This is a genomic window from Xanthobacter oligotrophicus (assembly GCF_008364685.1).
Taxonomy (GTDB): Bacteria; Pseudomonadota; Alphaproteobacteria; order Rhizobiales; family Xanthobacteraceae; genus Xanthobacter; species Xanthobacter oligotrophicus.
This window is the reverse complement of record NZ_VTTL01000010.1, coordinates 26,784-52,024: the sequence shown is the minus strand read 5'-3', so window position 1 is coordinate 52,024 and position 25,241 is coordinate 26,784. Positions and strand designations below refer to the sequence as shown.

Annotated in this window: 22 protein-coding genes; 11 read left to right on the top strand and 11 right to left on the bottom strand. The window is 68.5% G+C overall.

The features are described 5' to 3' along the window. Position 1 precedes the first annotated feature (1 nt). The 7 genes from FZ033_RS16985 to FZ033_RS16955 all read left to right on the top strand — a co-directional run bounded on the left by FZ033_RS16985 (position 2) and on the right by FZ033_RS16955 (position 7,045). Positions 2-1,423, top strand: a complete 1,422-nt coding sequence (locus tag FZ033_RS16985) for an amino acid ABC transporter permease (protein WP_232847540.1) — start codon at positions 2-4, stop codon at positions 1,421-1,423. Between the two features lie 15 nt (positions 1,424-1,438). Beyond that, complete coding sequence (locus FZ033_RS16980) at positions 1,439-2,215, top strand: amino acid ABC transporter ATP-binding protein (protein ID WP_269149875.1); 777 nt, start codon at positions 1,439-1,441, stop codon at positions 2,213-2,215. A gap of 615 nt (positions 2,216-2,830) precedes the next feature. Next, the gene (locus tag FZ033_RS16975) at positions 2,831-3,055 is read left to right on the top strand and encodes a hemin uptake protein HemP (protein ID WP_408068492.1); all 225 of its coding nucleotides are present in this window, start codon (positions 2,831-2,833) and stop codon (positions 3,053-3,055) included. Between the two features lie 243 nt (positions 3,056-3,298). Further along, positions 3,299-5,032, top strand: a complete 1,734-nt coding sequence (locus FZ033_RS16970) for an ArnT family glycosyltransferase (protein WP_149577280.1) — start codon at positions 3,299-3,301, stop codon at positions 5,030-5,032. Beyond that, entirely contained in the window at positions 5,029-5,973 is a 945-nt protein-coding gene (locus FZ033_RS16965; RefSeq protein ID WP_149577279.1) for a phosphatase PAP2 family protein, read from the top strand. The genes FZ033_RS16970 and FZ033_RS16965 overlap by 4 nt, the downstream gene beginning before the upstream one ends. Continuing rightward, positions 5,970-6,716, top strand: a complete 747-nt coding sequence (locus FZ033_RS16960) for a glycosyltransferase (protein ID WP_149577278.1) — start codon at positions 5,970-5,972, stop codon at positions 6,714-6,716. Before FZ033_RS16965 ends, FZ033_RS16960 begins: the two co-directional genes overlap by 4 nt. Beyond that, positions 6,716-7,045 (top strand): lipid-A-disaccharide synthase N-terminal domain-containing protein, encoded by a 330-nt coding sequence (locus FZ033_RS16955; RefSeq protein WP_149577277.1) that lies wholly within the window; start codon positions 6,716-6,718, stop codon positions 7,043-7,045. The genes FZ033_RS16960 and FZ033_RS16955 overlap by 1 nt, the downstream gene beginning before the upstream one ends. A gap of 23 nt (positions 7,046-7,068) precedes the next feature. On the opposite strand, the gene FZ033_RS16950 is transcribed toward FZ033_RS16955, so the two are convergent. From FZ033_RS16950 to FZ033_RS16930, 5 genes are all read right to left on the bottom strand, one after another. Beyond that, positions 7,069-10,197 (bottom strand): efflux RND transporter permease subunit, encoded by a 3,129-nt coding sequence (locus FZ033_RS16950; protein ID WP_149577276.1) that lies wholly within the window; start codon positions 10,195-10,197, stop codon positions 7,069-7,071. 6 nt (positions 10,198-10,203) lie between these two features. Further along, positions 10,204-11,316, bottom strand: a complete 1,113-nt coding sequence (locus tag FZ033_RS16945) for an efflux RND transporter periplasmic adaptor subunit (RefSeq protein ID WP_188079549.1) — start codon at positions 11,314-11,316, stop codon at positions 10,204-10,206. A gap of 295 nt (positions 11,317-11,611) precedes the next feature. Continuing rightward, positions 11,612-12,805 (bottom strand): aminotransferase, encoded by a 1,194-nt coding sequence (locus FZ033_RS16940; RefSeq protein ID WP_149577274.1) that lies wholly within the window; start codon positions 12,803-12,805, stop codon positions 11,612-11,614. A gap of 36 nt (positions 12,806-12,841) precedes the next feature. Further along, positions 12,842-13,165, bottom strand: a complete 324-nt coding sequence (locus FZ033_RS16935; RefSeq protein ID WP_149577273.1) for a hypothetical protein — start codon at positions 13,163-13,165, stop codon at positions 12,842-12,844. Positions 13,166-13,246: 81 nt separating this feature from the next. Further along, a complete protein-coding gene (locus tag FZ033_RS16930; protein ID WP_149577272.1) occupies positions 13,247-15,025 on the bottom strand; it encodes a potassium/proton antiporter in 1,779 nt (592 codons plus the stop codon). Positions 15,026-15,179: 154 nt separating this feature from the next. On the opposite strand from FZ033_RS16930, the gene FZ033_RS16925 reads away from it, so the two are divergent. Then, positions 15,180-15,473: a hypothetical protein gene (locus FZ033_RS16925; RefSeq protein ID WP_149577271.1), complete on the top strand. Its 294-nt coding sequence runs from the start codon at positions 15,180-15,182 to the stop codon at positions 15,471-15,473. Here FZ033_RS16925 and FZ033_RS16920 read toward each other — a convergent pair. The 5 genes from FZ033_RS16920 to FZ033_RS16900 all read right to left on the bottom strand — a co-directional run bounded on the left by FZ033_RS16920 (position 15,462) and on the right by FZ033_RS16900 (position 19,460). After that, positions 15,462-15,674 (bottom strand): hypothetical protein, encoded by a 213-nt coding sequence (locus FZ033_RS16920; RefSeq protein ID WP_149577270.1) that lies wholly within the window; start codon positions 15,672-15,674, stop codon positions 15,462-15,464. The genes FZ033_RS16925 and FZ033_RS16920 overlap by 12 nt on opposite strands. A gap of 54 nt (positions 15,675-15,728) precedes the next feature. Beyond that, positions 15,729-15,971: a hypothetical protein gene (locus FZ033_RS16915; protein ID WP_149577269.1), complete on the bottom strand. Its 243-nt coding sequence runs from the start codon at positions 15,969-15,971 to the stop codon at positions 15,729-15,731. Between the two features lie 199 nt (positions 15,972-16,170). Next, positions 16,171-17,199 carry an L-histidine N(alpha)-methyltransferase gene (egtD, locus tag FZ033_RS16910; protein ID WP_149577268.1) on the bottom strand — a complete coding sequence of 343 codons (1,029 nt, stop codon included), beginning with the start codon at positions 17,197-17,199 and terminating at the stop codon, positions 16,171-16,173. Beyond that, on the bottom strand, positions 17,199-18,485 hold the full coding sequence (gene egtB / locus FZ033_RS16905) for an ergothioneine biosynthesis protein EgtB (protein ID WP_149577267.1): 1,287 nt from the start codon (positions 18,483-18,485) through the stop codon (positions 17,199-17,201). Before egtB ends, egtD begins: the two co-directional genes overlap by 1 nt. A 144-nt stretch (positions 18,486-18,629) precedes the next feature. After that, complete coding sequence (locus FZ033_RS16900; RefSeq protein WP_149577266.1) at positions 18,630-19,460, bottom strand: LysR family transcriptional regulator; 831 nt, start codon at positions 19,458-19,460, stop codon at positions 18,630-18,632. Positions 19,461-19,548: 88 nt separating this feature from the next. On the opposite strand from FZ033_RS16900, the gene FZ033_RS16895 reads away from it, so the two are divergent. The 3 genes from FZ033_RS16895 (at position 19,549) to FZ033_RS16885 (ending at position 23,757) form a co-directional block, all read left to right on the top strand. Then, a complete protein-coding gene (locus tag FZ033_RS16895; protein WP_149577265.1) occupies positions 19,549-20,694 on the top strand; it encodes an NAD(P)H-dependent flavin oxidoreductase in 1,146 nt (381 codons plus the stop codon). A gap of 167 nt (positions 20,695-20,861) precedes the next feature. After that, positions 20,862-22,598 carry a cation:proton antiporter domain-containing protein gene (locus tag FZ033_RS16890; protein WP_188079548.1) on the top strand — a complete coding sequence of 579 codons (1,737 nt, stop codon included), beginning with the start codon at positions 20,862-20,864 and terminating at the stop codon, positions 22,596-22,598. A 4-nt stretch (positions 22,599-22,602) separates the two neighbouring features. Further along, positions 22,603-23,757 (top strand): cyclic nucleotide-gated ion channel, encoded by a 1,155-nt coding sequence (locus tag FZ033_RS16885; RefSeq protein WP_149577263.1) that lies wholly within the window; start codon positions 22,603-22,605, stop codon positions 23,755-23,757. Between the two features lie 91 nt (positions 23,758-23,848). Here the strand turns inward: FZ033_RS16885 and FZ033_RS16880 are convergent, their stop codons facing one another. Continuing rightward, entirely contained in the window at positions 23,849-25,063 is a 1,215-nt protein-coding gene (locus FZ033_RS16880) for an NADP-dependent isocitrate dehydrogenase (RefSeq protein WP_149577262.1), read from the bottom strand. Positions 25,064-25,241 lie beyond the last annotated feature (178 nt).

The window sequence follows — 25,241 nt, the reverse complement described above, 5'->3', positions numbered from 1 at the left end:
GATGAGCGACACCACCGTGCCCCTCTCCGCCCCGCGGGTCTCCCCCGCGCAGGCCTATGTCTCCCCGATCCTGCGCGAGCCGGAGCCCGCCCCCGTCGCCACCCGCGGCCCCGTGCTGTGGGTGCGCAAACACCTCGTCGGCTCGGTGCCGCAGGTGCTGTTGACCCTGTTCGGCATCTGGCTGGTCTATGTGACCGTGCCGCCGATGATCAAATTCTTCCTGATCGACGCGGTGTGGACCGGCACCAACCGCGAGGCCTGCCTGCCCGAGAAGGTGGGCCGGACGGTGGGTGCCTGCTGGCCCTTCGTCTGGGCCAAGCTGGACCAGCTCATCTACGGCTTCTATCCCGCCAGCGAGCGCTGGCGCGTGAACCTGGTCTATGCGCTGGGCGCCATCCTGCTGTTGCCCCTGCTGATCCAGAAGCTTCCGGGCAAACGGCTCAACGCGATTTTGTTCTTCGGCGTCTACCCGGTGGTGGCCTTTGTGCTGCTCACCGGCGGCAATCTGGAGATGCAGCGCTTCCTGATCGGCTCGTTCAGCGGCAGCGACCTGTTCGCCGGCGCCGGCACCGTGCAGGGGATGCGCATCAGCTTCTGGATCGACTTCGTCCTGTCCACCGCCATCGTCACCGGCATCGCCTATCTGGTCTCGCGCATCGTCGCGGGGCCGGAGGCGGCACCGGGGGCGGCGAAGACCACCCTCTCCGTGTTCGTCCTGCTCGGCCTCGTCATCTTCGCCATGGATATCGACGTGGGCCTGCCGCAGGTGGAAACCCGGCTGTGGGGCGGCCTGCTGGTCACCCTCGTCATCGCGGTCACCGGCATCACCGTGTCCCTGCCCTTCGGCATCCTGCTGGCGCTGGGACGGCGCTCCAAGCTGCCGCTGGTGAAGGCGCTGTCCATCATCTTCATCGAGTTCTGGCGCGGCGTGCCGCTCATCACGGTGCTGTTCTTCGCCACCTACATGCTGCCTTTGTTCCTGCCCGGGCGCCTCACCATCGACGGGCTGCTGCGCGCTTTGGTGGGTGTTGCCCTGTTCGCCTCGGCCTATATGGCGGAGGTGGTGCGCGGCGGCCTGCAGGCCATTCCCAAGGGCCAGTATGAGGGCGCCATGGCGGTGGGCCTGCCCTCCTCCCTCATGCTGCGGCTCGTGGTGCTGCCGCAGGCGCTGAAGCTGGTGATCCCGGGCATCGTCAACAACTTCATCGGCCTGTTCAAGGATACGACGCTGGTGCTGATCGTCTCGATCTTCGACCTGCTCGGCTCCATGCGCGCGGCCTTCACCGATCCCAACTGGGCCTCCCCCACCACCCTGTTCACCGGTTTCGGCTTCGCCGGCATCATCTACTTCGTCTTCTGCTTCGGCATGTCCCGGTACTCGATGGCGCTGGAAAAGCGCCTCGACCGGGCCCAGCGGCACTGATTGAAAGGGCGACCCATGAGCGCAGATCCCATCATCGCGGCCACCGAGGCCGCCGCCCCGAAGATCGCCGTCGAGATGACCGGCGTGAACAAGTGGTACGGGGATTTCCACGTGCTGCGCGATGTGAACCTCACGGTGGAGCGCGGCGAGCGGCTGGTCATCTGCGGGCCCTCGGGCTCGGGCAAGTCCACCCTCATCCGCTGCATCAACCGGCTGGAGGAGCACCAGAAAGGCCGCATCGTGGTGGACGGCATCGAGCTGACCGACGACCTCAAGCGCATCGACGAGGTGCGCCGCGAGGTGGGCATGTGCTTCCAGCACTTCAACCTGTTCCCGCACCTCACCATCCTCGAGAATTGCACGCTCGCCCCCATGTGGGTGCGCAAGATGCCGAAGAAGGAGGCCGAGGACCTGGCCATGCACTTCCTCGAGAAGGTGAAGATCCCCCACCAGGCCCACAAATATCCCGGCCAGCTCTCCGGCGGCCAGCAGCAGCGCGTGGCCATCGCCCGCGCCCTGTGCATGCGCCCGCGCATCATGCTGTTCGACGAGCCCACCTCCGCCCTCGACCCGGAAATGGTGAAGGAGGTGCTGGACACCATGGTGAGCCTCGCCCAGGACGGCATGACCATGCTGTGCGTGACCCACGAGATGGGCTTCGCCCGGCAGGTGGCCAACCGGGTGATCTTCATGGACGCCGGCCAGATCATCGAGATGAACGAGCCCAACGCCTTCTTCTCCAACCCGCAGCACGAGCGCACCAAGCTGTTCCTCAGCCAGATCCTGCACTGAGGAGCGGGGCGGGGTTTTCCCGGCCGTGCGGTGCCCGAACGGCTATGGACACCACGCCCGGCCGACCTGCCCTTCCATCTTGCCCTGCCGTCATGCCCGGCCTTGTGCCGGGCACCCACGCCGTGCCGCCGGCGCGACGCCCCCATGGGGGCACCCGGCCGCGGGGCGTGGATGACCGGAACCCGCACGTGTCCGGGCTTCGCTCATAAAACCGAAATCGGCCACAGCCGACGCCCGGGACCAGCCCGGCCATGACTGGCGGCTCGAGCCGGAAGGTCTTCACGCCAACCTTCCTTCCCGCTCCCCCCACCCCTGCTCCCACACCCTGCCGTCATGCCCACCCTCGTGCCGGGTATCCACGCCGTGCAGCCGGCGCGACACCCCACATGGGGCGCCTGGCCGCGGGGCGTGGAGGGCCGAAATCGGCAACAGCCGACGCGTGGGACCAGCCCGGCCATGACGGGTGGCTTGAACACGCGCGGGGAGTTGATCTTCCACCGCCAATGTATTACTCAAGCACTATGGAGTGGTATTCGAGTATTGAATACTTCTAAACTGGCCCCGATGTTCCAATTGTGCTGAGGGGCGCACCTGCTGATCTGGAGCGATTCAAAAATGAGCAGGCATGAACACGCGAACGCCGGCGTCTTCGGCGTGACGATGGGAGACGACGGCGCCTTGCGGGGCGCGCGGGGGTCCTGTCGCACCATTCCCATGACCGATGCGCAGCTCGACAGCCGCGATCTGTTCGCCGCGGGCCGCCTCATCACCATTACCCATGGGGAGCATACCTACCAGTTGCGCCTCACGGCCCAGAACAAGCTGATCCTCACCAAATAGCCGGCCTGCCCGGCGGGACGGCAAGGCCGCGTGAGCAACGCGCGGGCGCCTCGGCGACGCCCGCTGCGTGCCGGTCGAGGACCGCGGCCATAGGAATAAGGCGCGTGCCTTTCCTTTGCCGCGTTTGGCCTGCATCAGGGCCGCCCCCGGGGAAAGGCGCGCTGCGCGCCGATCGTCCGGCCCTTTTCGGCACGGGCGTTTCTGCTATTGTCCGCGCCGATTTCAGCGGATCCAGACAGAAGCATGGCCATCTCAGAGCCCGCGTCCAACACGCGCCGGGCGTTCGACCTCGACCTGCCCCGGCGCCTCGTGCGCCTCCTGGACGGTGCCTGCGCGAGCCATGGCCGCGCCAGCCTGATGCTCGTGGCCGTGGCGCTGCTCGCCTTCCTGCCCGGCTTCTTCCAGCTCTCGCCCATCGATCGCGACGAGGCCCGCTTCGCGCAGGCCACCAAGCAGATGCTGGAGAGCGGCAATTACGTGGACATCCGCTTCCACACCCAGGCGCGCCACAAGAAGCCGGTGGGCATCTACTGGCTCCAGGCCGCGACGGTCAGGGCCGGCGAGGCGGTCATCGGCCCCTCCGCGCTCTATTCCATCTGGCTCTATCGCCTGCCGTCTTTGTTCGCCGCCATCGGCGCGGTGCTGCTCACCTATTGGACGGCGCTCGCCTTCGTCACCCGCCGCGGCGCGCTGCTCGCCGGCCTTATGATGGCCGGTTGCGTGCTGCTGGGGGTGGAGGCGCGCCTCGCCAAGACCGACGCGGTGCTGCTCTTCACCGTCATCGCCTCCTTCGGCGCGCTGGCGCGGGCCTACATGCGCCCGGCGACGGAGCGCGCGGGCGACCTGAAGCTTGCCGCCATCTTCTGGACAGGGCTCGCCGCCGGTATCCTGATCAAGGGGCCCATGGCGCCCCTGTTCGTGGGGCTCCCGATCCTGGCGCTGGCGATCGTGGAGCGCTCGGGCGGCTTCCTGAAGCCGCTGAAACCGCTGCTGGGCCTCGCCTGGTGCCTCCTGCTGGTGCTGCCGTGGTTCGTCGCCATCTATTTCATCACCAACGGCGCCTTCTACCAGCACGCCGTGGGCGTGGACATGCTGGGCAAGGTGGCTGACGGGGCCGAGGGTCACTGGGGGCCGCCCGGCACCTATTTCCTCGCCGCATGGGGCACCTTCTGGCCGTCGGTGGTGCTGGTGGCCATGGCCGCGCCCTTTGCCTGGCGCGCCCGGCGCGAGGAGAAGGTGCGCTTCCTGCTGTGCTGGCTGGTGCCCACCTGGCTGGTGTTCGAGATCGCCGTCACCAAGCTTCCGCACTACGTACTGCCGCTCTATCCGGCCCTCGCCATCCTGACCGCGCTGGCGATGGAGCGCGGCGCCATGGCCAAGGCGGGCAGCCGGCTCGCCGGCCTGGTGTGGATCTGGCCGGTGCTCGCCATCGTGCTGTCGCTGGGGCTCGGGGCCGCCTATCTGTGGTTCGGCAGCGGCTTCGGCCTTGCCGCATGGCCGCTGCTCGCCATCGCCATCGTGCTGCTGTGGAGCGCGGCGCGGGCCTTGCCGCGAGTGGGTGTGGAGGGCGCCTTCCTCACCGCGCTGGTTGGTGCTCTGGTGCTGTTCTTCGCCGTCTATCAGGTGATGCTGCCGCAGATGCGGGCGCTGTGGATCTCCGAGCGCCTTGCCCAGGTGGCGCGGGAGGAAGGCTGCCCGGCGGAGAAGATCGCCTCCTTCCCCTATCAGGAACCCAGCCTCGTCTTCCTGGTGGGCACCAAGATCAACTACATCTTGCCCGACGCGGCGGCGGTGCTGCTGAAGCAGGGCGGCTGCGCCCTCGCCTTCATCGACACCCGCTTCAACATCTGGTTCGAGACCAAGGCCAGCGAGATCGGCCTGAAATATCATGCCGTCGCCACCCTTTCCGGCTTCACCTACAATGGCGGGCGGCAGGTGGCGATCACCGTCTACCGTTCCGACGAGGCCGCCCCGTGACGGCTGAGGCCGCGCCCGGCGTGCCCCCGTCCCGTCCCGGTACCGCAGGTTCCGCCTTCATCCGGCAGGCGGCAGAGGGCGTGCGGCTGCTGCTCGTCTCCATCGGGCAGGCGCTGTCCTATGTGGGTCGGCGCCGGATCGGCAGCCCCCTGCCCCGCATTGGCTTCCTGGGACGATGGGAAATGCTCGCCCTCGCCCTGCTCGCGGCGGGGCTGACGGCGGCGGCGCTGGTTCTCCTCGATCCGCTGGTGCTGGGCCTGCGCCAGAAGCTGCCGGCCGGGCTTATCACCGTGTCCGAACGCCTCACCGATCTCGGCTTCAGCGGCGTGGTGCTGTGGCCGCTCGGGCTCGCCCTCGCCTATGCGCTGCTGCTGACCCATGCGGGCGATGCCATGACAGGTGCCATGACACGCCGCATGGCCGCGAGCCTTGCCGCGCGGGTCGGCTTCCTGTTCCTTGCCATCGCGCCGGTGGGGCTGGGGGTCTCCCTGTTCAAGCACGTGCTCGGCCGGGCGCGGCCCCATGCTGCGCTGGCCCTGCCCGGCCCCAATCCCGAGCAGAGCCTGCACCTGCTCGCCTTCAAGTCGAGCTTCGCGTCCTTCCCCTCGGGCCATGCCACCACCACGTTCGCGGCGGCGGTGGCCTTTGCCGCGCTGTTTCCCCGCGCCCGCATGTGGCTCATCGCCCTGGCGCTGCCGGTGGCGGGGACCCGCATCGTGCTCGGCTCCCATTTCCCCAGCGACGTGATCGCCGGCGCCGCCATCGGCACCGCCTTCGCCCTGTGGATGATCCGCGTGTTCGCGGCGCGCCGGCTGGTGTTCAAGGTTGACGGCACGGGCGCCATCGCGCCCATGGCGGGGCCATCGGCACGTCGGCTCGGCCGCTTTCTGCCCCGCACCACTTTCAGCTCCGCCGTCCCAGTCGAAGAGGCGAGACCGTGACCTCCCCCATTGCCAATGCGTCCGCAGCCCCCCGGCTGTCGGTGATCATTTCCGTGAAAGACGAGGCGGACAACGTCCTGCCGCTGATCGACGAGATCGACCGCGCCCTCGCCGCCGAGCCGTTCGAGCTGATCTTCGTGGACGACGGCTCCACCGACACCACCCTCGCCAATTTGCGCAAGGCGGCGGCCACGCGGCCCTACCTGCGCCTGCTGGTGCACGAAACATCCTGCGGCAAGACCGCGGGCGTGGACACCGGCGCCCACGCGGCGCGGGGCGACATCCTGCTGCTCCTCGACGGCGACGGGCAGAACAACCCGGCCTACCTGCCCGAGATGGTGCGCGCCATGGACGAGGGCGGCCCGCGCGTCGGTCTGGTGCAGGGCGAGCGGCAAGGCCGCAAGGACACCCGCTTCAAGCGCTACCAGTCGCGCCTCGCCAACCGCATCCGCGCCGGCCTGCTGAACGACGGTTCGCGCGATACCGGATGCGGCCTGAAGGCGGTGCGGCGCGACCTGCACCTGCGCCTGCCGGTGTTCGACGGCCAGCACCGCTTCATGGCAGCGCTGGTGCGGCGCGAGGGCTACGAGACCCGCACCGTGAAGGTGGTGGACCGCGAGCGCTGGTCGGGCGTGTCCAAGTACGGCTTCTGGAACCGCTTCGGCGTCGGGATCCTGGATCTGTGCGGGGTGTGGTGGCTGGTGCAGCGGCGGCGGGTCCCGCATGTGGTGGAGCGCGGCTGATGATCTATTACCTCAGCCAGATCGGCGATTACCTGCACGACGTCTTCATCGACCAGTTCGACTGGTGGGTGGTGCTGGGCCTCGTGGCCCAGATCATGTTCACCATGCGCTTCGTGGTGCAGTGGATCGCCAGCGAGAAGGCGCAGCGCTCGGTGATCCCGTTCGCCTTCTGGACCTTTTCGCTCGGCGGCGGCACGCTGCTGCTGGTCTACGCGCTTTACCGGCGCGATCCGGTGTTCATCGCCGGGCAGGCGCTGTCCACCTTCATCTATATCCGCAACCTGCAGTTCGCCCTGCGCGAACGCCGCGCCGCCCGCTCGGTGACCTGAGGGGAAGCGGGAGCGCCCGCCCCCTACTCCGCCGCGATCCGGTCCGGAACCGGCTTGGCCACCGGCTCGGCATGGCGGCCGGAGATGGCGTGGTGCACGATCCCGTCGAGCCGGTCGAGATAGAGATAGATCACCGGCGTGATGTAGAGCGTCAAAAGCTGCGACAGCAGCAGCCCGCCCACTACCGCCACGCCCAAGGGCTGGCGCAGCTCCGAGCCCGCCCCAGCCCCGAGCGCGATGGGCAGCACGCCGAAGATGGCGGCGAGCGTGGTCATCATGATGGGGCGGAAGCGCAGCAGCGCCGCCTCGCGGATGGCATCCTGCGCCAGCGCCCCGGCGCGCCGGCGCTCCAGCGCCACGTCGATCATCATGATGGCGTTCTTCTTCACGATGCCCACCAGCATGATGATGCCGATGATGGCGATCACCGACAATTCCATGCCGGCCACCATCAGGGTGATGAGCGCCCCGATGCCCGCCGAGGGCAGACCCGACAGGATGGTGATGGGGTGGATGAAGCTCTCATAGAGCACACCCAGCACGATATAGATCACCACCACCGCCGCGAGGATGAGCAGCGGCTGGTTGGAGAGCGAATCCTGGAACACCTGGGCGTTGCCGGCAAAGCCGGTGGTGATGCTGGCCGGCATGGCGGCCTCGACCGCCGCGGCGTCGATCTGCTCCACCGCCTGGCCCAGCGCCGTGCCGGGGGCGAGGTTGAACGAGATGGTCACCGCCGGCTGCTGCTGCTGGTGCTGGATGGAAAGCGGCCCCACCGTGCGGGTGATGTTCGCCACCGTCTCCAGCGGCACCACGGCGCCCGATGAGGTGCGCAGATAGACCCGGCCGATGTCGCCGGGCTCGCGCTGGAAGCGCGGCTGCACCTCGGCGATGATGGCGAACTGGTTGGTGGGGGTGTAGAGCGTCGCGATCTGGCGGGTGCCGAACTGGGTATAGAGCGCGTCGCGCAATTGCTGCTCGGTAATGCCGAGGGCCGCCGCCCGGTCCTTGTCGAGGACGATGGTGAGCTGAGGATTGGTGATCTGAAGATCGGAGGTCACGTCGCGCAGGCCCGGCAGGGCGGCGAGGCGCTGCTCCATGTCCTTGGCGACGGTGAAGAGGGTCTGGGTGTCCGCGCTCTGCAGCGTGTACTGGAACTGGCTCTTGGAGACGACGCCGCCCACCGAGATGTTCTGCACCGGCTGGAAGAACACGTTCACGCCCGGCACCTGGGCCACCCGTCGCCGCAGGTTCTGGATCACCCCGTCGGCGGAGACGAGGCGGGTGTCGCGCGACTTCAGGGCGATGAACAGGCGGCCGGTATTGGTGGTGCGGCTTGCCCCGGTGGCGCCGGCGGTGACCACCACATAGTCCACGTCCGGGTCGGCGCGCACGGCGGCGGCCACCTCCTTCTGCCGCACCACCATGGCGTCGAAGGATGAGTCGGTGGCGGCCTCCACCGTGCCGGTGATGAAGCCGTTGTCCTCCTGCGGGAAGAAGCCCTTGGGGATGATGATGTAGAGGTAGACCGAGAGCACCACGGTGGCGAGCGTCACCACCAGCATGAACGGGCGGTGCCGCAGCACGAAATCGAGGCTCACCCGGTAGGCGCCGAGCCAGGCGTCGAACATGCGCTCGGTGACACGGAAGAAGAGCGACGGCTTCCTAGAATGGTTCGGCGCCTTCATCACGCGGGCGCACAGCATGGGTGTCAGCGTCAGCGAGACGAAGCCGGAGACCAGGATGGCGACGGAGATGGTGACCGCGAACTCCCGGAACACCCGGCCCACCACCCCGCCCATGAACAGCACCGGGATGAACACCGCCACCAGCGACAGGGTCATGGAGATGATGGTGAAGCCGATTTCCCGCGAGCCGCGGATGGCGGCGCGGAACGGCTTCTCGCCATTCTCCACATGGCGGTAGATGTTCTCCAGCACCACGATGGCATCATCCACCACGAAGCCCACGCAGAGCGTGAGCGCCAGCAGCGTCATGTTGTTGATGGAGAAGCCCAGCACCCACATCACCGCGAAGGTGGAGACGATGGAGATGGGCAGCGCCAGCGAGGGGATGATGGTGGCGCGCACGTTGCGCAGGAACAGGAAGATCACCAGCACCACCAGGACGATGGCCTCGAACAGGGTCTTCTGCACGTCGGCCACCGCATCGCGGATGGAGACCGAGCGGTCCATGAAGGTGTCGATATTCACCGAGGCCGGCAGCTGGGCGCGGAACGACGGCAGGCGCGCGCGCACCTCGTCCACCACGCTCACGGTGTTCGCGTCGGGCTGGCGCACCACGGCGAGGATGATGGCGCGGGTGTCGTTGAACCAGCTCGCCACCCGCTCGTTCTCGACACCGTCGGAAATGGTGGCGATCTCCTCCAGCCGCACCGGCGCGCCGTTGCGCCAGGCCACCACGATGCGCCGGAACTGGGCCGCATCCGCCTTGGTGGAGCCCATGTCGATGGTCTGCGACTGCTTGGGGCCGGAGATGATGCCCAGCGGCGTGTTGGAGGCGGCGGCCGAAACCGCGCCCTGGATGTCGTCCGCCGAGATGTTGCGCGCGCCAGCGGCGGCGGGATCGACGCGGATGCGCACCGCGTATTTCTGGGTACCGTAGATCTGCACCTGCGCCACGCCGGGCAGCTGGGAGATCTGCTGGCCGATGAGGGTGTCGGCATATTCATTCACCGCCGACAGCGGCAGGGTATCGGACGAGATCACCAGCAGCAGCACCGGCGCGTCGGCCGGATTGACCTTGCGGAAGCTTGGCGGGGTGGTCATCTCTTGCGGCAATTGGCGCTGCGCTACCGAGAGGGCCGACTGCACGTCGAGGGCGGCGGCGTCGATGTTGCGGTTCAGGTCGAACTGCACGGTGATGGAACTTGAGCCCTGCGTACTTGACGAGGTGAGCGAGGAGATGCCGGCGATGGTGGCCAATTGGCGCTCGATGGGCGTCGCCACCGCCGTCGCCATGGTCTCGGGGCTGGCGCCGGGCAGGGTCGCGGTGATGGTGATGGTGGGAAAATCCACCCGCGGCAGCGCAGCTACCGGCAACTGGCGATAGGCGAACAGGCCCGCCACGATCAGCGACAGCATCATCAGCGTCGTCATGACAGGGCGGCGGATGCACAGCTCGGCGAACATGGCGGATCAGCTCCCGGCCGCGGGCTGCGCGGGAGCGCGCACATTCACGCGGCTGCCGTTGCGCAGGGAGAGCTGGCCGTCGGTGACCACCGTCTCGCCGCCGGAGAGCCCCTTGGTGATGACGGAGCGTCCCTCCACCGTGCGCGTGGTGGTGACCGGCCGCACCTTGGCGATGCCGTCCTCCACCACGAAGACGAAGGTGCCGTCCTGCCCGTTCTGCACCGCCTCGCTGGGCACGGCGACGATGTCGCTCTCCACCCGGAGCGTCACGGTGACGGCGCCGAGCGTTCCCGGCCACAGCCGCTCGTCCGCATTGGCGAAGATGGCGCGGGCGGTGAGGGTCCCGGTCTGCGGGTCCACCGTATTGTCGATCACCGCCACCTTGCCGTCGGAAATGGTCTCCCCCGAACCCTGGAGCGTGATGGAGACCTTGGCGTCCTGCGCTGCGCGCAGGTCGGCGATGTAGCGTTCAGGAAGGCCGAAGGCGACATAGATGGGCTTCAGCTGGCGCACGGTGGCCAGGGTATCGTCCACGCGGATCACCGCGCCGGGCCGGGCCGACGAGACGCCGATGCGCCCGGAAGCGGGGGAGCGGATGTCGTAATAGCCGCGCTGGACCTTGAGGGACTGCAGGTTGGCCTCGTCCTGCGCCACGGTGGCCTTCTGCACGTCGGCGGTGGTCTTGGCGTCGTCCACCTGCACCTGCGAGACCGCGTTGCGCGCGGCAAGGCCGGTATAGCGCTCCACGTCGCGCCGGGTCTTCTCCAGTTGCACCTTGTCGCGGGCCAGCGTCGCCTCGGACTGGCGGATCTCGGCGTCGATGACGCGGGAATCGAGGGCGAAGAGAAGGTCCCCCTCCTTCACGAAGGCGCCGTCGGCAAAGCCGACCTTTTCCACCGCCGCCGCCACCCGCGAGCGGATGGGCACGGTGACCATGGATTCCACTGTGCCCAGCGCCTCCACCCGCACCGGAAGTTCCGTGCGCTCGGCCTTGGCGGCGAGCACGGCGACGATGCGGCTCGGCGCGCCCTGCGGCTTTGGCGCCGCGGCGCTGGCCCACGGCTTCCTCTCCCACGCCCAGGCGCCCGCGCCGAGCGCGGCAAGACACAGGACAGCCACTAGAATCCGTCGTTTACGCGATCCCGTTTCGGCGGACATGCAAACCTCGATCGACCCAACGCCGAAGCCGGAGGCCATCAGGGTCGCTCGACCCGATCGGCGCGCCCGCCCCCGCCTTCCCGAAACCGTCTTTCCACTCCGATTGGGACACAATCCGAACGGACTGGGTGCCTGACCCCGGCCTCTCTCGCCGCGATGCAACACTAAATCGATCGTTTGGTCCAATTAAGGATTGGTCAGGTCCGCACTCCGCATGGCATGGCCCCATGACGCAGTCGTGATGCAAGCCCCGGCTTCAGCGCAGCAGCGGCACCTTGGCCAGCCGCTCCAGCGCGCGGTCGATGGTCTCGTCGCGCTTGGCGAAGCAGAAGCGAACCACGCTCCTCACCGCGTCCTGCGCATAGAAGGCCGAGACCGGGATGGTCGCGACCCCATGGGTGCGCACCAGATCGAGGCAGAAAGCCTCGTCGTCCGCCGCGTTGGTGTGGGCGGCAAGGTCAATGGAGAGGAAATAGGTGCCCGCCGAGGGCAGCACGCAGAAGCCGAGGCCGGCGAGCCCCTGCGCCAGCCGGTCGCGGGAGCGCTGGAGGTCGGCCCGCATGCCGGTGAAATAATCGTCCGCCTTGCCGAGGCCATAGGCCACCGCCACCTGCAAATTGGGCGGCGTGGTGAAGGTGAGGAACTGGTGCGCCTTGGACAAAACCTTCATCAGGGGCGGGGCGGCAAAGACGAGGCCCACCTTCCACCCGGTCATGCCGAAGATCTTGCCGGCGGAGGAGATCTTCACCGTCCGCTCGCGCATGCCGGGCAGGGCCATGAGCGAGGTGAAGGCGACGCCGTCGAAGATCACGTGCTCCCACACCTCGTCACACACCGCATAGGCGTCGAACGCCACGCAGAACTCGGCGAGCAAGGCGAGATCCTCTCGGCTGTAGACGACGCCGGTGGGGTTCTGCGGATTGTTGAACAGCATCAGCTTGGTGCGCTCGGAGAAGGCGGCCGCCAGCTTCTCCCGCGTGATGCCCCACGACGGAGGCTCGAGCCGCACCAGCCTGGGGATGCCGCCGGCCCGCTTCACCAGCGGCAGGTAGGCATCATACAGCGGCTGGAACAGCACCACCTCGTCGCCGGGTTCGATGAGAGCGAGGAGCGCGCCGGCCAGCGCCTCGGTGGCACCGGAGGTCACCATCACCTCGGCGTCGGGATCAAGCTCCAGCCCCTGCCAGTGGCGATAATGAGTGGCGGCGGCGGCGCGCAGCTCGGGCAGGCCCATCATGGGCGGATACTGGTTCCAGCCGTTCACCACCGCGTCGGCCGCCTTGCGCCGCACGTCCTCCGGGCCGGGATCGTCCGGGAAGCCCTGGCCGAGATTGACCGCCTCATGGGTGCGGGCCAGCTGCGACATCACCTCGAAGATGGTGGTGGGCAGCTCCGCATAGAGGGGATTGAGCGACCGCGCGGGGCGGGAGGAGGCGGAAGGAAGGGACATGGAACGGTCACGGCAAAGGGAAAAGGCTCCGGCCGTTTAGACCTTCTCGCCGTGGGGCGAAAGTCCGGTGGAGACCGCGGCCTCCCCGGCCATCAGCGGCTTCAGGGCGGCCACCAGCGCTTCGGGCGTCACCTGCCCCATGGGCATGAGCACTTTTGCGGCCTGGGTGCGCGTGCCGGGCCGCATCACCAGCACCACCGTCTCGGAGCCGCCGCAGGCGGGATCGCCGCAGGAGATCTCGGAGACGGACACCGTCGCGTCGGCATCGAGCTTCAGGGTATCGCGCACGAGGTCCGCCAAAGCGCGGGCGGCATCGCGCGCGGGCCCCGCCTCCCCGCGACGGCGCATGAACAGCCTCATCCCCGCCTCCTCGATGGATCTTGCCTGATGGATCTTGCCGCGGGTTTTGAACCGTCCTCGCGGCGCAAACATGACGGCGCTTCACTCCTCGTCGTCCTCCCCCTCGGGCTGGAGGCCGAACAGCCGCCGCACCTTCGCGATGGAGCGCTTGAGCCGGCCCGCCTCCAGCCGCAGCACGGCCCAGGTGACGCGGCCGTCCACCACCTCGCGCACCTCGATCACCGCGTGCCCGTACTTGATGCGCATGCCCCGCGCGGGATGGTCGTCCGAGCGGTCGGCGAAGGCCTCGGCGATGGTGAGGCCGAGTTCGGAGTCCGGCACCACCAGGCCGTAGAAGCTCATGAGGTCGCCGAGCCGCACCTCGCCCACGAAGGGGAAGGCGGCGCCGTCGTCCATGGGCGTCGCCTCCTGCGGACGGAACAGGCGGTCGAGCTGGTGCACCCGCTTGGGCGGCGCCAGCACGTAGCCATAGTCGCCGACCTTCAGCTCGCCGGCAGCCTCCGGGGTCAGGGTCTGGCCGGCGCGCACCACCATCATCAGCCGGGCCCAGGTGGGCAGCGCGGCCTGCCCGGTGGCGGGCGTGCCGGCCACCACCGGATAGGCGACCAACTCCATGTCGGTCTGCCCCGGCAGGTCGATCTCGAAGCGGCGGATGGCAGGCGCGGGATCGGACAAGGTCACGTCGAGCCGCCGCGCCACCGTCGCCATGGTCCAGCCGTGGAGGATGAGCGAGACCAGCACCACCGCGAAGGCCACGTTGAAATAGACCTCCGCCTGCGGCAAATGCGCCAGCATGGGGATGGTGGCGAGGAAGATGGACACCGCGCCGCGCAACCCGGCCCAGGAGATGAACAGCTTCTCCTTGAGCGAGAAGCGGAACGGCGCGAGGCACAAAAACACCGCCGCCGGCCGCCCCACCAGGATGAGGAAGGCGGCGACCCCCAGCGCGGGCAGCGCGTAGTGCAGGATTTTCTCGGGCGAGACCAGGAGGCCCAGCATCACGAACATGACGATCTGGCACAGCCAGGTCACGGTATCGAGGAACGAGGTGATGGAGGCGATGGCCCGCACCGGCCGGTTTCCCACCACCAGGCCGGCGAGATAGACCGCAAGGAAGCCCGAGCCGTGCAGCAGCGAGGTGACCGCGAACAGCAGTACCGCGATGCCCATCACCATCACCGGATGCAGCCCGCCGGGCAGGTCCACCCGGTTGAGCAGCGCCACGATGGCATAGCCGCCGGCCACCCCCAGCACCGCGCCCACCGCCATTTCCCGCAGCACGCCGAACACCATGGCGAGGCCGGGATTGCCCATGTTGGTGGTGAGCAATTCCACCAGTAGCACGGTAAGGAACACCGCCGCCGGATCGTTGGTGGCCGATTCGATCTCGATCACCGAGCCCACCCGCCGGCCGAGATGAAGGCCCTGCGCCCGCACCAGGAACAGCACCGCCGCAGCGTCGGTGGAGGCGACGATGGCGCCCACCAGCAGGCTCTCCAGCGGGCCGAGGCCGAGCAGCGGCCCCGCCACCAGCGCCACCAGCGCCCCCGTCATCACCACGCCGATGGTGGACAGGCCGACGGCAGGAATGATGGCGCCGCGCATGCTGGCAAGCCGCATGCGCAGGCCGCCGTCGAACAGGATCACCGCCAGCGCCGCGGAGCCCACCATGTAGGTGGCCCAATAGTCGTTGAAATGGATGCCACCGGGGCCGCCCGCCCCCGCCGCGACGCCGACGACGAGGAACACCAGAAGGATGGGCGCACCGAACCGCGCCGCAAGCAGGCTCGACAGGGTGCCGACCACCACCAGGGCGGCAACCACAAGAAGGACAAGATTGGAAACGAAGACGGAACTCATCACATGCCGGGCCAACCCGCCCGCCCTTCGCGATTGAGACGCAACAGTAGCGTCTGTGAAGCCGAAGGCGTAAGCTTCTGATCGTCGCGGTCGCGAGGTCAGGCCGTCTGCGATGTGGACCGTAAGCCGATCCGGGGGCGGAAAGGTTCAGGAAATGTCGTTAACCGGCATTCCCGCAGCGTATCTCGTCATGTCGATGGTGCGTTCGCGGGGGAGTCTCGTTCTTGAGAGCGAGACGATCTGCTTTGACCGCGATCTGGCCGTCGCCATGGCAACGGAAGATTGTACCCGATGCGTGTGGTCGGGGGTCTACCCGCTCGACGCGACCGGCCGTTGCGTCGCCGGCAGCCCGATCTTCTGCATGGGTTCGCTCAGCGCCGGGTTCCGGCCCGAGCTGGATGGCGCCATTGCCGCAGGCCGCAGCGAAGCCTCGCCCTCAGCGCCCTGATCCGCGCTTGGCGATGAAGGCCATGGCCAGGTACGGCGAATCGAACTGAACCACCTGCACCCGCCTGCTGCCGCACAGGTCGCAGCGCAGTGTGACCGGCTCGGCCGGTTCGCTCGATGTAAGCTGGGTTTCGCTGGTATCAGAGCGTTGGGACAGGATGGACCGCCGCCCGCAGCGGCCGCATTCGGCGCAGATCATCATCCGACGTAACAGCCCCCAAATCACGGTGGTATGATGGCGGTGACCGCCGGGCGCTCAAAGAAGCGCCCGGACATGGAAGAACCGGCGCACCTTGCGCTCCGCAAACGCCACATCCTCCGGCCTGCCCGCCTCGGCGGCGCCGATGAGCGCCTGGAAGGCGGCATCAAGGCCGGGGCCGCCTTCCCCGGCTGCGAACCGCTGCGTCAGCAGGCGGCCGCAATCGGCCAGGGTCGAAAGCTCATCGCCATCGGGAAGCCAGATGGGCCGGGTGAGCGGGGTTTGCCAATGTCGCGCCATGGTGACCTTCAATCACATGGAAGAAGCCTCCGGTTCGTCCGGACACTTCTTCCGCCTGGCCCCCCAACATCTCTGCAGCGACCCGGCCTTGCGGCTCGCTGCAACACCTTGAAGAGAGACGATCGGGCTGGGCGGCATCGCGCAGCGCCGCATCCAGAGCATCCGTCCCTCGCCGACGGGTCCCGCCCACCGGCCTGTGTCAATTCCCCTCCCGGTCCCGCTCCAGCGCCGCCACGGCAAACCAGCCCTTGGGATCGGTCCACATCCGGCGCATCCGCCACCCGGCATGCCTGGCCAGGGCGAGGAACGCGTCAGCGGAGAACTTGTAGGAATTCTCCGTGTGGATAGTTTCGCCCCGCGCGAAGGCGAAATGGTGGCGGCCTATACGTACCTCCTGCTCCCTCACGCTTTCGAGATGCATCTCGATGCGGCTTTCACCCGCATTGAAGAAGGCCTTGTGCCGGAAGGCGCTGGAATCGAAATCCGCGCCCACCTCCCGGTTGATGCGGGCCAGCAGGTTGAGGTTGAAGGCGGCGGTGATGCCCTGCCGGTCGTCATAGGCGGCTTCCAGCACCGACCAGTCCTTGGCGAGATCGAAGCCGATGACGAGGGAGGACCCCGCGCCCAGAACCTCGCCCACATGGGCGAGGAAGGCCGTCGCCGCGTCCGGCGTGAAATTGCCGATGGTGGAGCCGGGGAAGAAGCCGACCCGCCGCCCGTCTCCGAGCGGCGGCAGGCGGACGGCCTGGGTGAAGTCCGCCTCCACCGGCACCATGGCGACCGCCGGATAGGCCTCGGCCAGCCGCGCCACCGCCGCGCGCATGTGCGGGCCGGAGATGTCGATGGGCACGTAAGCCGCGGGCTCTGCCATGGCATCGAGCAGCAGGCGCACCTTGATGCTCGATCCCGAGCCGAACTCCACCAAGCTCGCCCCGGGTCCAACGAGCGCGCCGATCTCGCCGGCGCGGGCCTTGAGGATCGCAAGCTCGCAGCGCGTCGGATAATATTCCGGCAGCCGGCAGATGAGATCGAACAGCAGCGAGCCGGCCTCGTCGTAGAAATATTTGGGCGGCACCGCCTTCTGCGACTGGGACAGGCCGAAAAGCACATCCGCGCGGAACAAGGCGGTGGCCTCGTCTGCCGGGCGTTGCTCGGCCATATGGAGGGATTGGGCGAGGGATGTGGCGAGCGCGCCCCCATGGGGCGTGGCGAGGGAGAAGGGCTCCATCAGGCATCCTCCGCTAATCTCAGGCCGGCGAAAGGCCAGCGCTGGTGGGGGTAGAAAAAGTTGCGGTAGGTGGCGCGGGCATGCCCGTCCGGCGTGGCGCAGCAGCCGCCCCGCAGCACCATCTGCGACGACATGAACTTGCCGTTGTATTCCCCGAGCGCCCCCGGCGCCGGCCGGTAGCCGGGATAGGCGACATAGGGGCTCTGGGTCCATTCCCACACGTCGCCATAGAGCTGGGCGGGATGGCCTGCCGCCGCCGGCATGGCGGGCAGAGGGCGCAACGCGCCGGCCTCCAGGAAATTGCCGGAGACGGGCATGTCACGCGCCGCCACCTCCCATTCGGCCTCGGTGGGCAGGCGCCGCCCGGCCCAGCGGGCATAGGCATCGGCCTCGTAATAGCTCACATGGACCACCGGGGCGGCCGGATCCACGGGATGCTGGCCGCAAAGCGTCATGGCCTCCCAGCCGGCGCCGGCCTTCTCCCAATAGAGCGGCGCCGAATATTCGCCCGCCTGCACCCGCGCCCAGCCGTCCGAAAGCCACAGGTCGGGACGGCTATAGCCGCCGTCCTCCATGAAGGCGATCCACTCGCCATTGGTCACCGCGCGGCTGGCGAGGCGAAAGGGGCGCAGCAGCACTTGGTGGCGCGGCCCTTCGTTGTCATAGGCGAAGCCGGTGCCGTCATGCCCGATCTCGAAGATGCCGCCGGGATAATCGAAGAAGGACAGGTCCGGCGCGGTCCCCGCCGGGACGCTCGCGCAAGGCCGGTAGGCCGGGCGCAGCGGGTTGGCGGCGAACAGGTTCAGGATGTCCATCAGGATCAGTTCCTGATGCTGCTGCTCATGGTTGATACCGATCTCCAGCAGCGGCGCGATGGCGGCAAAGGCCGCCTCCCCCGCCGTCGCGATCAGCTCGCCCATGGCGTCGGTCACCCGCGCCCGATAGGCGGCCACCTCGTCCACGGTGGGCCGAGTGATGAGGCCCCGCGCGAAGCGGGCGTGGCGGGCGCCGGCGGCCTCGTAATAGGAATTGAACAGATAGGCGAACTGGGAATGGGCCACCGTGTAGCCGGGGAGGTGCGGCACCAGCACGAAGGTCTCGAAAAACCACGAGACATGGGCGAGGTGCCACTTGGTGGGGCTCGCGTCCGGCATGGACTGGACGGTCTGGTCCTCGGGGTGAAGGTCGCGCGCCAAGCTCTCGCTCAGCGCCCGCACCTTCTGGAACCGGCCCAGCCAGGCGCTGCGCGGCACGCAATCGTCGCGCATCTTGTGATGGATCGTCATTTCACCTCGCCGGCGGGCGGCTTTGCGGGCGGCACGCGTCCAAGGCTGTAACGCCGGCGGGCACCTGTTGGTTCTACGGTTCATTTCCGTTTGATTGGCACCGGCGGTGACATCCGGCCGAACACGATCCCGCGAGGACAAGCTTCAGGTAGCGGCGAGCGCCACCACGGCCGCAATGGAGCGCAGGGACGGGCTCGCGGCGTGCCAGACCGCCAGGGTGCGTACGTCCGGGCCTGCGACGGGGCGGGTCTCGATCTCGCCCAGGGCACGCCAGCGCTCCACCGCCGCTTCCGGCAGCAAAGTACGCCCGAGCCCGGCCGCCACGCAGCCGATGATGCCGTCCAGCGTGCCGAGTTCCAGCATGGGCAGGTCGCCCAGCACCGCGCGGCAGCGTTCCCGGTAGCAGCAACCTTCACGGAACACGATGGCCGCGCTTTCCGGCGGCGCTCCGTTGGGCAGCACCTTGGGCAGCACCTCCACCAGCCGCTCGCTCCAGAGCGGTTGCGAGGCGAAGCGATCGTCCGCCAAATCCTCGGCGACGAAGACCAGGTCGAAGGCGCCGCGCCGCAGGCCCGCCATCAGCTCGCCGCTGGTGCCGGTCTTCAGGGTCAGGCGCAGGGGGGAGAGGGTGTCGCGGATGCGCTTCAGCACCCGCGGCAGGCGGACGGCGGCGGTGGTCTCCATGGTGCCGAGGCGCAACGGCGGCCACTCCTGCGCCGAGGCCTTCAGGCGCGCCTCCGCCTCGGTGGAGAGGCTGACGATGCGCGCGCCATAGTCGAGGGCGAGGCTGCCGGCGGCGGTGGGCACCATGCGCCCGTCCATGCGCGCCACCAGCTTCTGGCCGAGGCGGTCCTCCAGCTTCTTCAGGCGCGCGGTGACATTGGACTGCACGCAGCCAAGCCGCTCCGCCGCGCGGGTGATGCTGCCGGTCTCGGCCACCGCCTGGAGGAACTGGATGTCGCGGATATCCATCATCAGAAGTGAACAATAATATCAGAATGTTTCAATTTCAATGAAACTGGCATGGGCCATAATGGGCAAAAGAGCGTAAGGAGGCCCGCCCATGACCCACGCGACCCACCCGCCGGACGCCATCCCGCAGACCGCGCGCTGGCCCGACCGCCGCATCCTCGACCTGTTCGGCATCGCGCACCCGATCCTGCTGGGGCCCATGGCGGGCGCGGGCACGCCGAAGCTCGCCATCGCGGTGGGCGAGGCGGGCGGCCTCGCCGCCCTGCCCGGCGCCATGTACCAGCCGGACGAGCTGCGCGCGGCCATCGAGGCGGTGCGCGCCGGCCTCCCCGGCCGGCCGCTCAACGTCAACTTCTTCTGCCACACCCCGCCCGCGCCCGATCCGGTGCGGGCCATGCGGTGGCGGACCCGGCTCGCGCCCTATTATGTGGAGCACGGCCTCGACCCGCAGGCGACGCCGCCGGCCGGCGGGCGCGCGCCCTTCGACGCCACCTTCTGCGCCCTGGTGGAGGAATTGCGGCCGGAGGTGGTGAGCTTCCATTTCGGCCTGCCCGACCCGGCGCTGCTGTCACGGGTGAAGGCGACGGGGGCCAAGGTGATCTCTTCCGCCTCCACCGTGGCCGAAGCCCGATGGCTGGAAGCGCGCGGCTGCGACGCCATCATCGCCATGGGGCTGGAGGCGGGCGGCCATCGCGCCACTTTCCTCGGCGACGATGTCGCGGGCGACATGGCCGGCGACATGAGCCGGCAGGTGGGCACCTTCGCCCTGGTGCCGCAGGTGGCGGACGCGGTGGGCGTGCCGGTGATCGCCGCCGGCGGCATCGCCGACGCGCGGGGCATCGTCGCGGCGCTGGCGCTGGGCGCTTCCGCAGTGCAGGTGGGCACCGCCTTCCTGCTTTGCCCGGAAGCGAAGATCCCCGCCGTGCATCGCGCCGCGCTGGAGGCGGCGGGGGACGACAGCACCGCCCTCACCAACCTGTTCACCGGCCGTCCGGCGCGCGGCATCATGAACCGGGTGATGCGGGAGGTGGGTCCCCTCTCCGCCGATGCCCCCGCCTTCCCGCTTGCCGGCGGCGCCCTTGCCCCGCTGCGCGCGGCGGCGGAAGCCGAGGGCCACGACGATTTCACCAACCTGTGGGCCGGGCAAGCCGCGCGCCTCGCCCCCCGCCTCCCGGCCGCCGACCTGACCCGCAAGCTCGCCGCCGACGCCCTCGCCCGGCTCGCTCCGACGGCCTGAACGGGAACGGGGGTCCTTCGCTCGGCTATCCTCCTGCCCGGTGCGTGATCTTGGCGCTTGGCGCCGACCGTTCCGCGTGGTCATCTCCCGCGACCATCGCAGGCCGAAGCGCGGCCGGGTGAAGCGTGCGGGCGGGACTTAAGGATGCCGGGTCGGGGACGAAGAAGGTGAGTGACGCTTTCCTCAAGGACGCGTTCGTCTATCTCCTCGCCGCCGGAATCCTCGTTCCGCTGTTTCACCGCGCCCGAATCGGCGCCGTGGTGGGTTTCATCGCCGCTGGCGCGCTCATAGGCCCTCACGGCCTCGGCCGGCTGGCGGACAGCCTGCCGCTGGTGCGCTTCATCACCATTTCCAGCCCAGAGCGCGCGGCCCCCTTCGGCGAGCTGGGGGTGGTGTTCCTGCTGTTCCTGCTGGGCCTGGAATTCTCGGCCCCGCGCCTGTGGAAGCTGCGGCGCGAGGTGTTCGGCGTCGGCACCCTGCAGGTGCTGTTCTGCGGCGTCCCGCTGGCCCTCGGGCTGGCGCTGGTGGCGGCGCCGGGGCCTGAGGTGGCGCTAGTGCTGGGTTTCGCCCTCGCCCTGTCGTCCACGGCGCTGGTCAGCCAGCTGCTCATCGACCAGCACCGCTCCCTCGCGCCGCTGGGCCAGCTGGTCATCGCCGTGCTGCTGTTCCAGGACCTGATGGTGGTGCCCATCCTGCTCGCAGCCGAGCTGCTGAGCGGGCCGGCCACCGATGTCCTCACCCTCGCAGCCATGGCGCTGGCCAAGGCCACGGGCGCGGTGGCACTCATCCTGGTGGCCGGGCGGTTCGTGCTGGCGCCGCTGGTGGCGGTGGCCGCCTCCACCCGCTCGCGCGAGCTGATCATGGCCATCACCCTCGTGGTGGTGGTGGGCTCGGCGGCGGTGACCCATGCCGCCGGGCTGTCCAGCGCGCTCGGCGCGTTCCTCGCCGGCATGGCACTGTCGGAGACCGCCTATCGCCACCAGATCGAGGTGGACCTCGAGCCATTCAAGGGCCTGCTGGTGGGCGTGTTCTTCGTCACCGTGGGCATGAGCCTTGATTTCGCGGCGGTGCTGCCGCGCGCCCTGTGGGTGCTGGCGGGGGTCGCCGCGCTGATCGCGGTGAAGGCCGCCTGCACCTATGGCGCGGCCCGGCTGCTGCGCGTGAGCGCGCCCGCCGCCGCCGAGGCCGCCCTGCTTTTGTCCCAGACCGGGGAATTCGCCTTCGTGGTGCTGGGGCTGCTCGCCGCCAAGGGCGTGCTGGGCGCGCACGATGCGGCCACCCTCGTCGCCGTGGTCAGCCTCAGCCTTGCGGCGACGCCGGTGCTGGCCCGCATCGCGGCGCGGCTCGGGCGCACGCTGGACGCCCGGCTGCACGACGCCCTCGCGCCGGTGGACAGCACGGCGGCCAACCATGTGATCATCGGCGGGTTCGGCCGGGTGGGCCGCACCATCGCCGACGCGCTGGACGAGGAAGGCGTGCCCTATGTGGCGGTGGACGCCGATCCCCGGCGGGTGGCGGAGGCGCGGGCGGCTGGCCGCCCGGTGTTCTTCGGCGATGCCGGGCGGGCGGAAATCCTTGACCGGCTGGGGGCGGACCGCGCGCTTGCCTTCGTGGCAACCCTCGACGCGCCCAACGCCGCCGAGCGCATGGTGGCGGCGGTGCGCCAGCACTGGCCCGGCACGGCGGTGATCGCCCGCGCCAAGGATGCCGAGCACGCCCGGCGCCTCGCCGCCCTCGGGGTGGCCGGCGTCATTCCGGAAGCGGCGGAGGCGAGCCTCCAGCTCATGGCGCAGTTGCTCACCTCGCTCGGGCTTGCCGACGAGGCGGTGACCGCCCGCACCGAGCAGACGCGGGCGCGCATCCGCGACGACATCGACCGGCGCACCGGCGCGGAAGGGATCTGACCGCATGAGGTGGGGAAAGCTGCGCCGCCGCGTCTTCGACATCCTGGAGCGGGACCTGCCCGGCGACCATATGGCCGACGCGGTCCATTATTTCCTCATCATCACCGTGCTGCTCTCGGTGGGCGGCGCGGTGCTCGCCACCGTGCCGTCCCTGCAACTGCGGGACAAATGGTGGTTCCACTGGGGCGAGTTCGCCGCCCTCGTCATCTTCACGGTGGAATATGCCGTGCGCCTGTGGGTGGCGCCGGAGCATCCGCTGCGGCGCCGGCTCAAGCCCCTCGTGGCGCGGGCGCGCTATGCGGTGACGGCGCCGGCGCTGATCGATCTTGCCGCCATCCTGCCCTGGTTCGTCTCGCTCATCACCGAGTTCGACGTGCACGCGCTGCTGGTGCTCCGGCTGCTGCGCTTCCTGAAGCTTGCGCGCTATTCCTCGGGATTCAACGCGCTCTACCTCGCAGTGCGGCGCGAGCGCTACGCGCTTTTGTCCTGCCTCATCATCCTGTGGACCGGCGTGCTGATGGCGGCCACCGCCATGTATCTCATCGAGCGCGACGTGCAGCCGGACAAGTTCGGCTCCATTCCCGAGGCCATGTGGTGGGCCATCACCACCCTCACCACGGTGGGCTATGGCGACGTGGTGCCGGTGACCAACCTGGGGCGCGTGGTGGGCGCCATCACCATGGTGTCGGGCCTGATGATGCTGGCGCTGCCCATCGCCATCATCGCCAGCTCGTTCTCGGAGGTGATCTCCAAGCACAATTTCGTGGTCACCTTCTCCATGATCTCGCGGCTGCCGCCGTTCTCGGACCTGGAGGCGCCGGTGCTGGGGGACATCCTGCCCCTGCTCAATTCCCGCAGCTTCGACCGGGGCCACCACGTGGTGCGCCGGGGCGAGAGCGCCGCCCACCTGTTCGTGGTGCTGCAGGGCCAGCTGGAGATGGAGGACGAGGAGGGCATACGCCGGCTCGGCCCCGGCGACGTGTTCGGCCTGTTGCCCGGCCACGCCAAGACGAAGCCGCTGCAGGTGCGCGCCCTGGCCAAGACCAAGATTCTCGCCATCGAGGAGAACGAGCTGCACATGCTGGCGCTGCGCCATCCCGCCGTGATGGGCCGCCTCGCCGCCGCCGCGCGAGACCGGGAGGCGGACCAGACGGTGTGAGGGCAGGTCCGTTCAGACAAAAAGAAAGGGGCCGCGCTGCGGCCCCTTCCGGAACAGTCGATCAGGGGCGATGCCGCCCCCTCCCCTTACCTCAGGCCGCCGTGGCCTTGGTGAGGTTCTCGGCGATCTTGTCGAGGAAGCCGGTGGTGGAGAGCCACTTCTGGTCGGCGCCGACGAGGAGCGCGAGGTCCTTCGTCATGTAGCCTTCTTCCACCGTGTCCACGCACACCTTCTCGAGGGTCGCGGCGAACTTGGCCAGTTCGTCGTTGCCGTCGAGCTTGGCGCGGTGGGACAGGCCGCGGGTCCAGGCGAAGATGGAGGCGATGGAGTTGGTGGAGGTCTCCTTGCCCTTCTGGTGCTCGCGATAGTGGCGGGTCACGGTGCCGTGGGCGGCCTCGGCCTCCACGGTCTGGCCGTCCGGCGTCATCAGCACGGACGTCATGAGGCCGAGCGAGCCGAAGCCCTGGGCCACGATGTCCGACTGCACGTCGCCGTCGTAGTTCTTGCAGGCCCACACATAGCCGCCGGACCACTTGAGGGCCGAGGCCACCATGTCGTCGATCAGGCGGTGCTCGTAGGTGAGGCCGCGCTTGTCGAACTCGGCCTTGAACTCGGCCTCGTAGACCTCCTGGAAGATGTCCTTGAAGCGGCCGTCATAGGCCTTCAGGATCGTGTTCTTCGTGGAGAGATAGACCGGATAGTTGCGCAGCAGGCCGTAGTTCAGCGAGGCGCGGGCGAATTCGCGGATCGATTCGTCGAGGTTGTACATGGAGAGCGCGACGCCGGCGCCCGGGAACTTGTACACTTCCTTCTCGATCTTCGTGCCGTCCTCACCCACGAAGGTGACGGTCAGCGTGCCCTTGCCCGGCACCTTGAAATCGGTGGCGCGATACTGGTCGCCGAAGGCATGGCGGCCCACCACGATGGGCTTGGTCCAACCCGGCACCAGGCGTGGCACGTTCTTGCAGATGATGGGCTCGCGGAAGATCACGCCGCCAAGGATGTTGCGGATGGTGCCGTTGGGCGACTTCCACATTTCCTTGAGCTTGAATTCCTCGACGCGGGCCTCGTCGGGGGTGATGGTGGCACACTTCACGCCCACGCCATGCTTCTTGATGGCATTGGCCGCATCAACCGTGACCTTGTCGCTGGTGGCGTCCCGGTTCTCGACCGAAAGATCATAATATTCCAGGTCGATGTCGAGATAGGGGTGGATCAGCTTGTCCTTGATGTACTGCCAGATGATCCGGGTCATCTCGTCGCCGTCGAGCTCGACGACCGGATTTGCCACCTTGATCTTCGCCATGGGACGGCCTTTCAGGACTGCTCTGTGAGCCAAAAGGGAAAGCGGAGAAGGGACGACCTGCGCTCGCGTGCGGGAAATCCTTCAGCGTCGCCGCTATAGCACCGGCGTGGCGCAGTGCAACAGCCGCAAACCCCGGCTTTGGTGTGAGATGATTTCCCACGCCTCGGCATACCGCGCG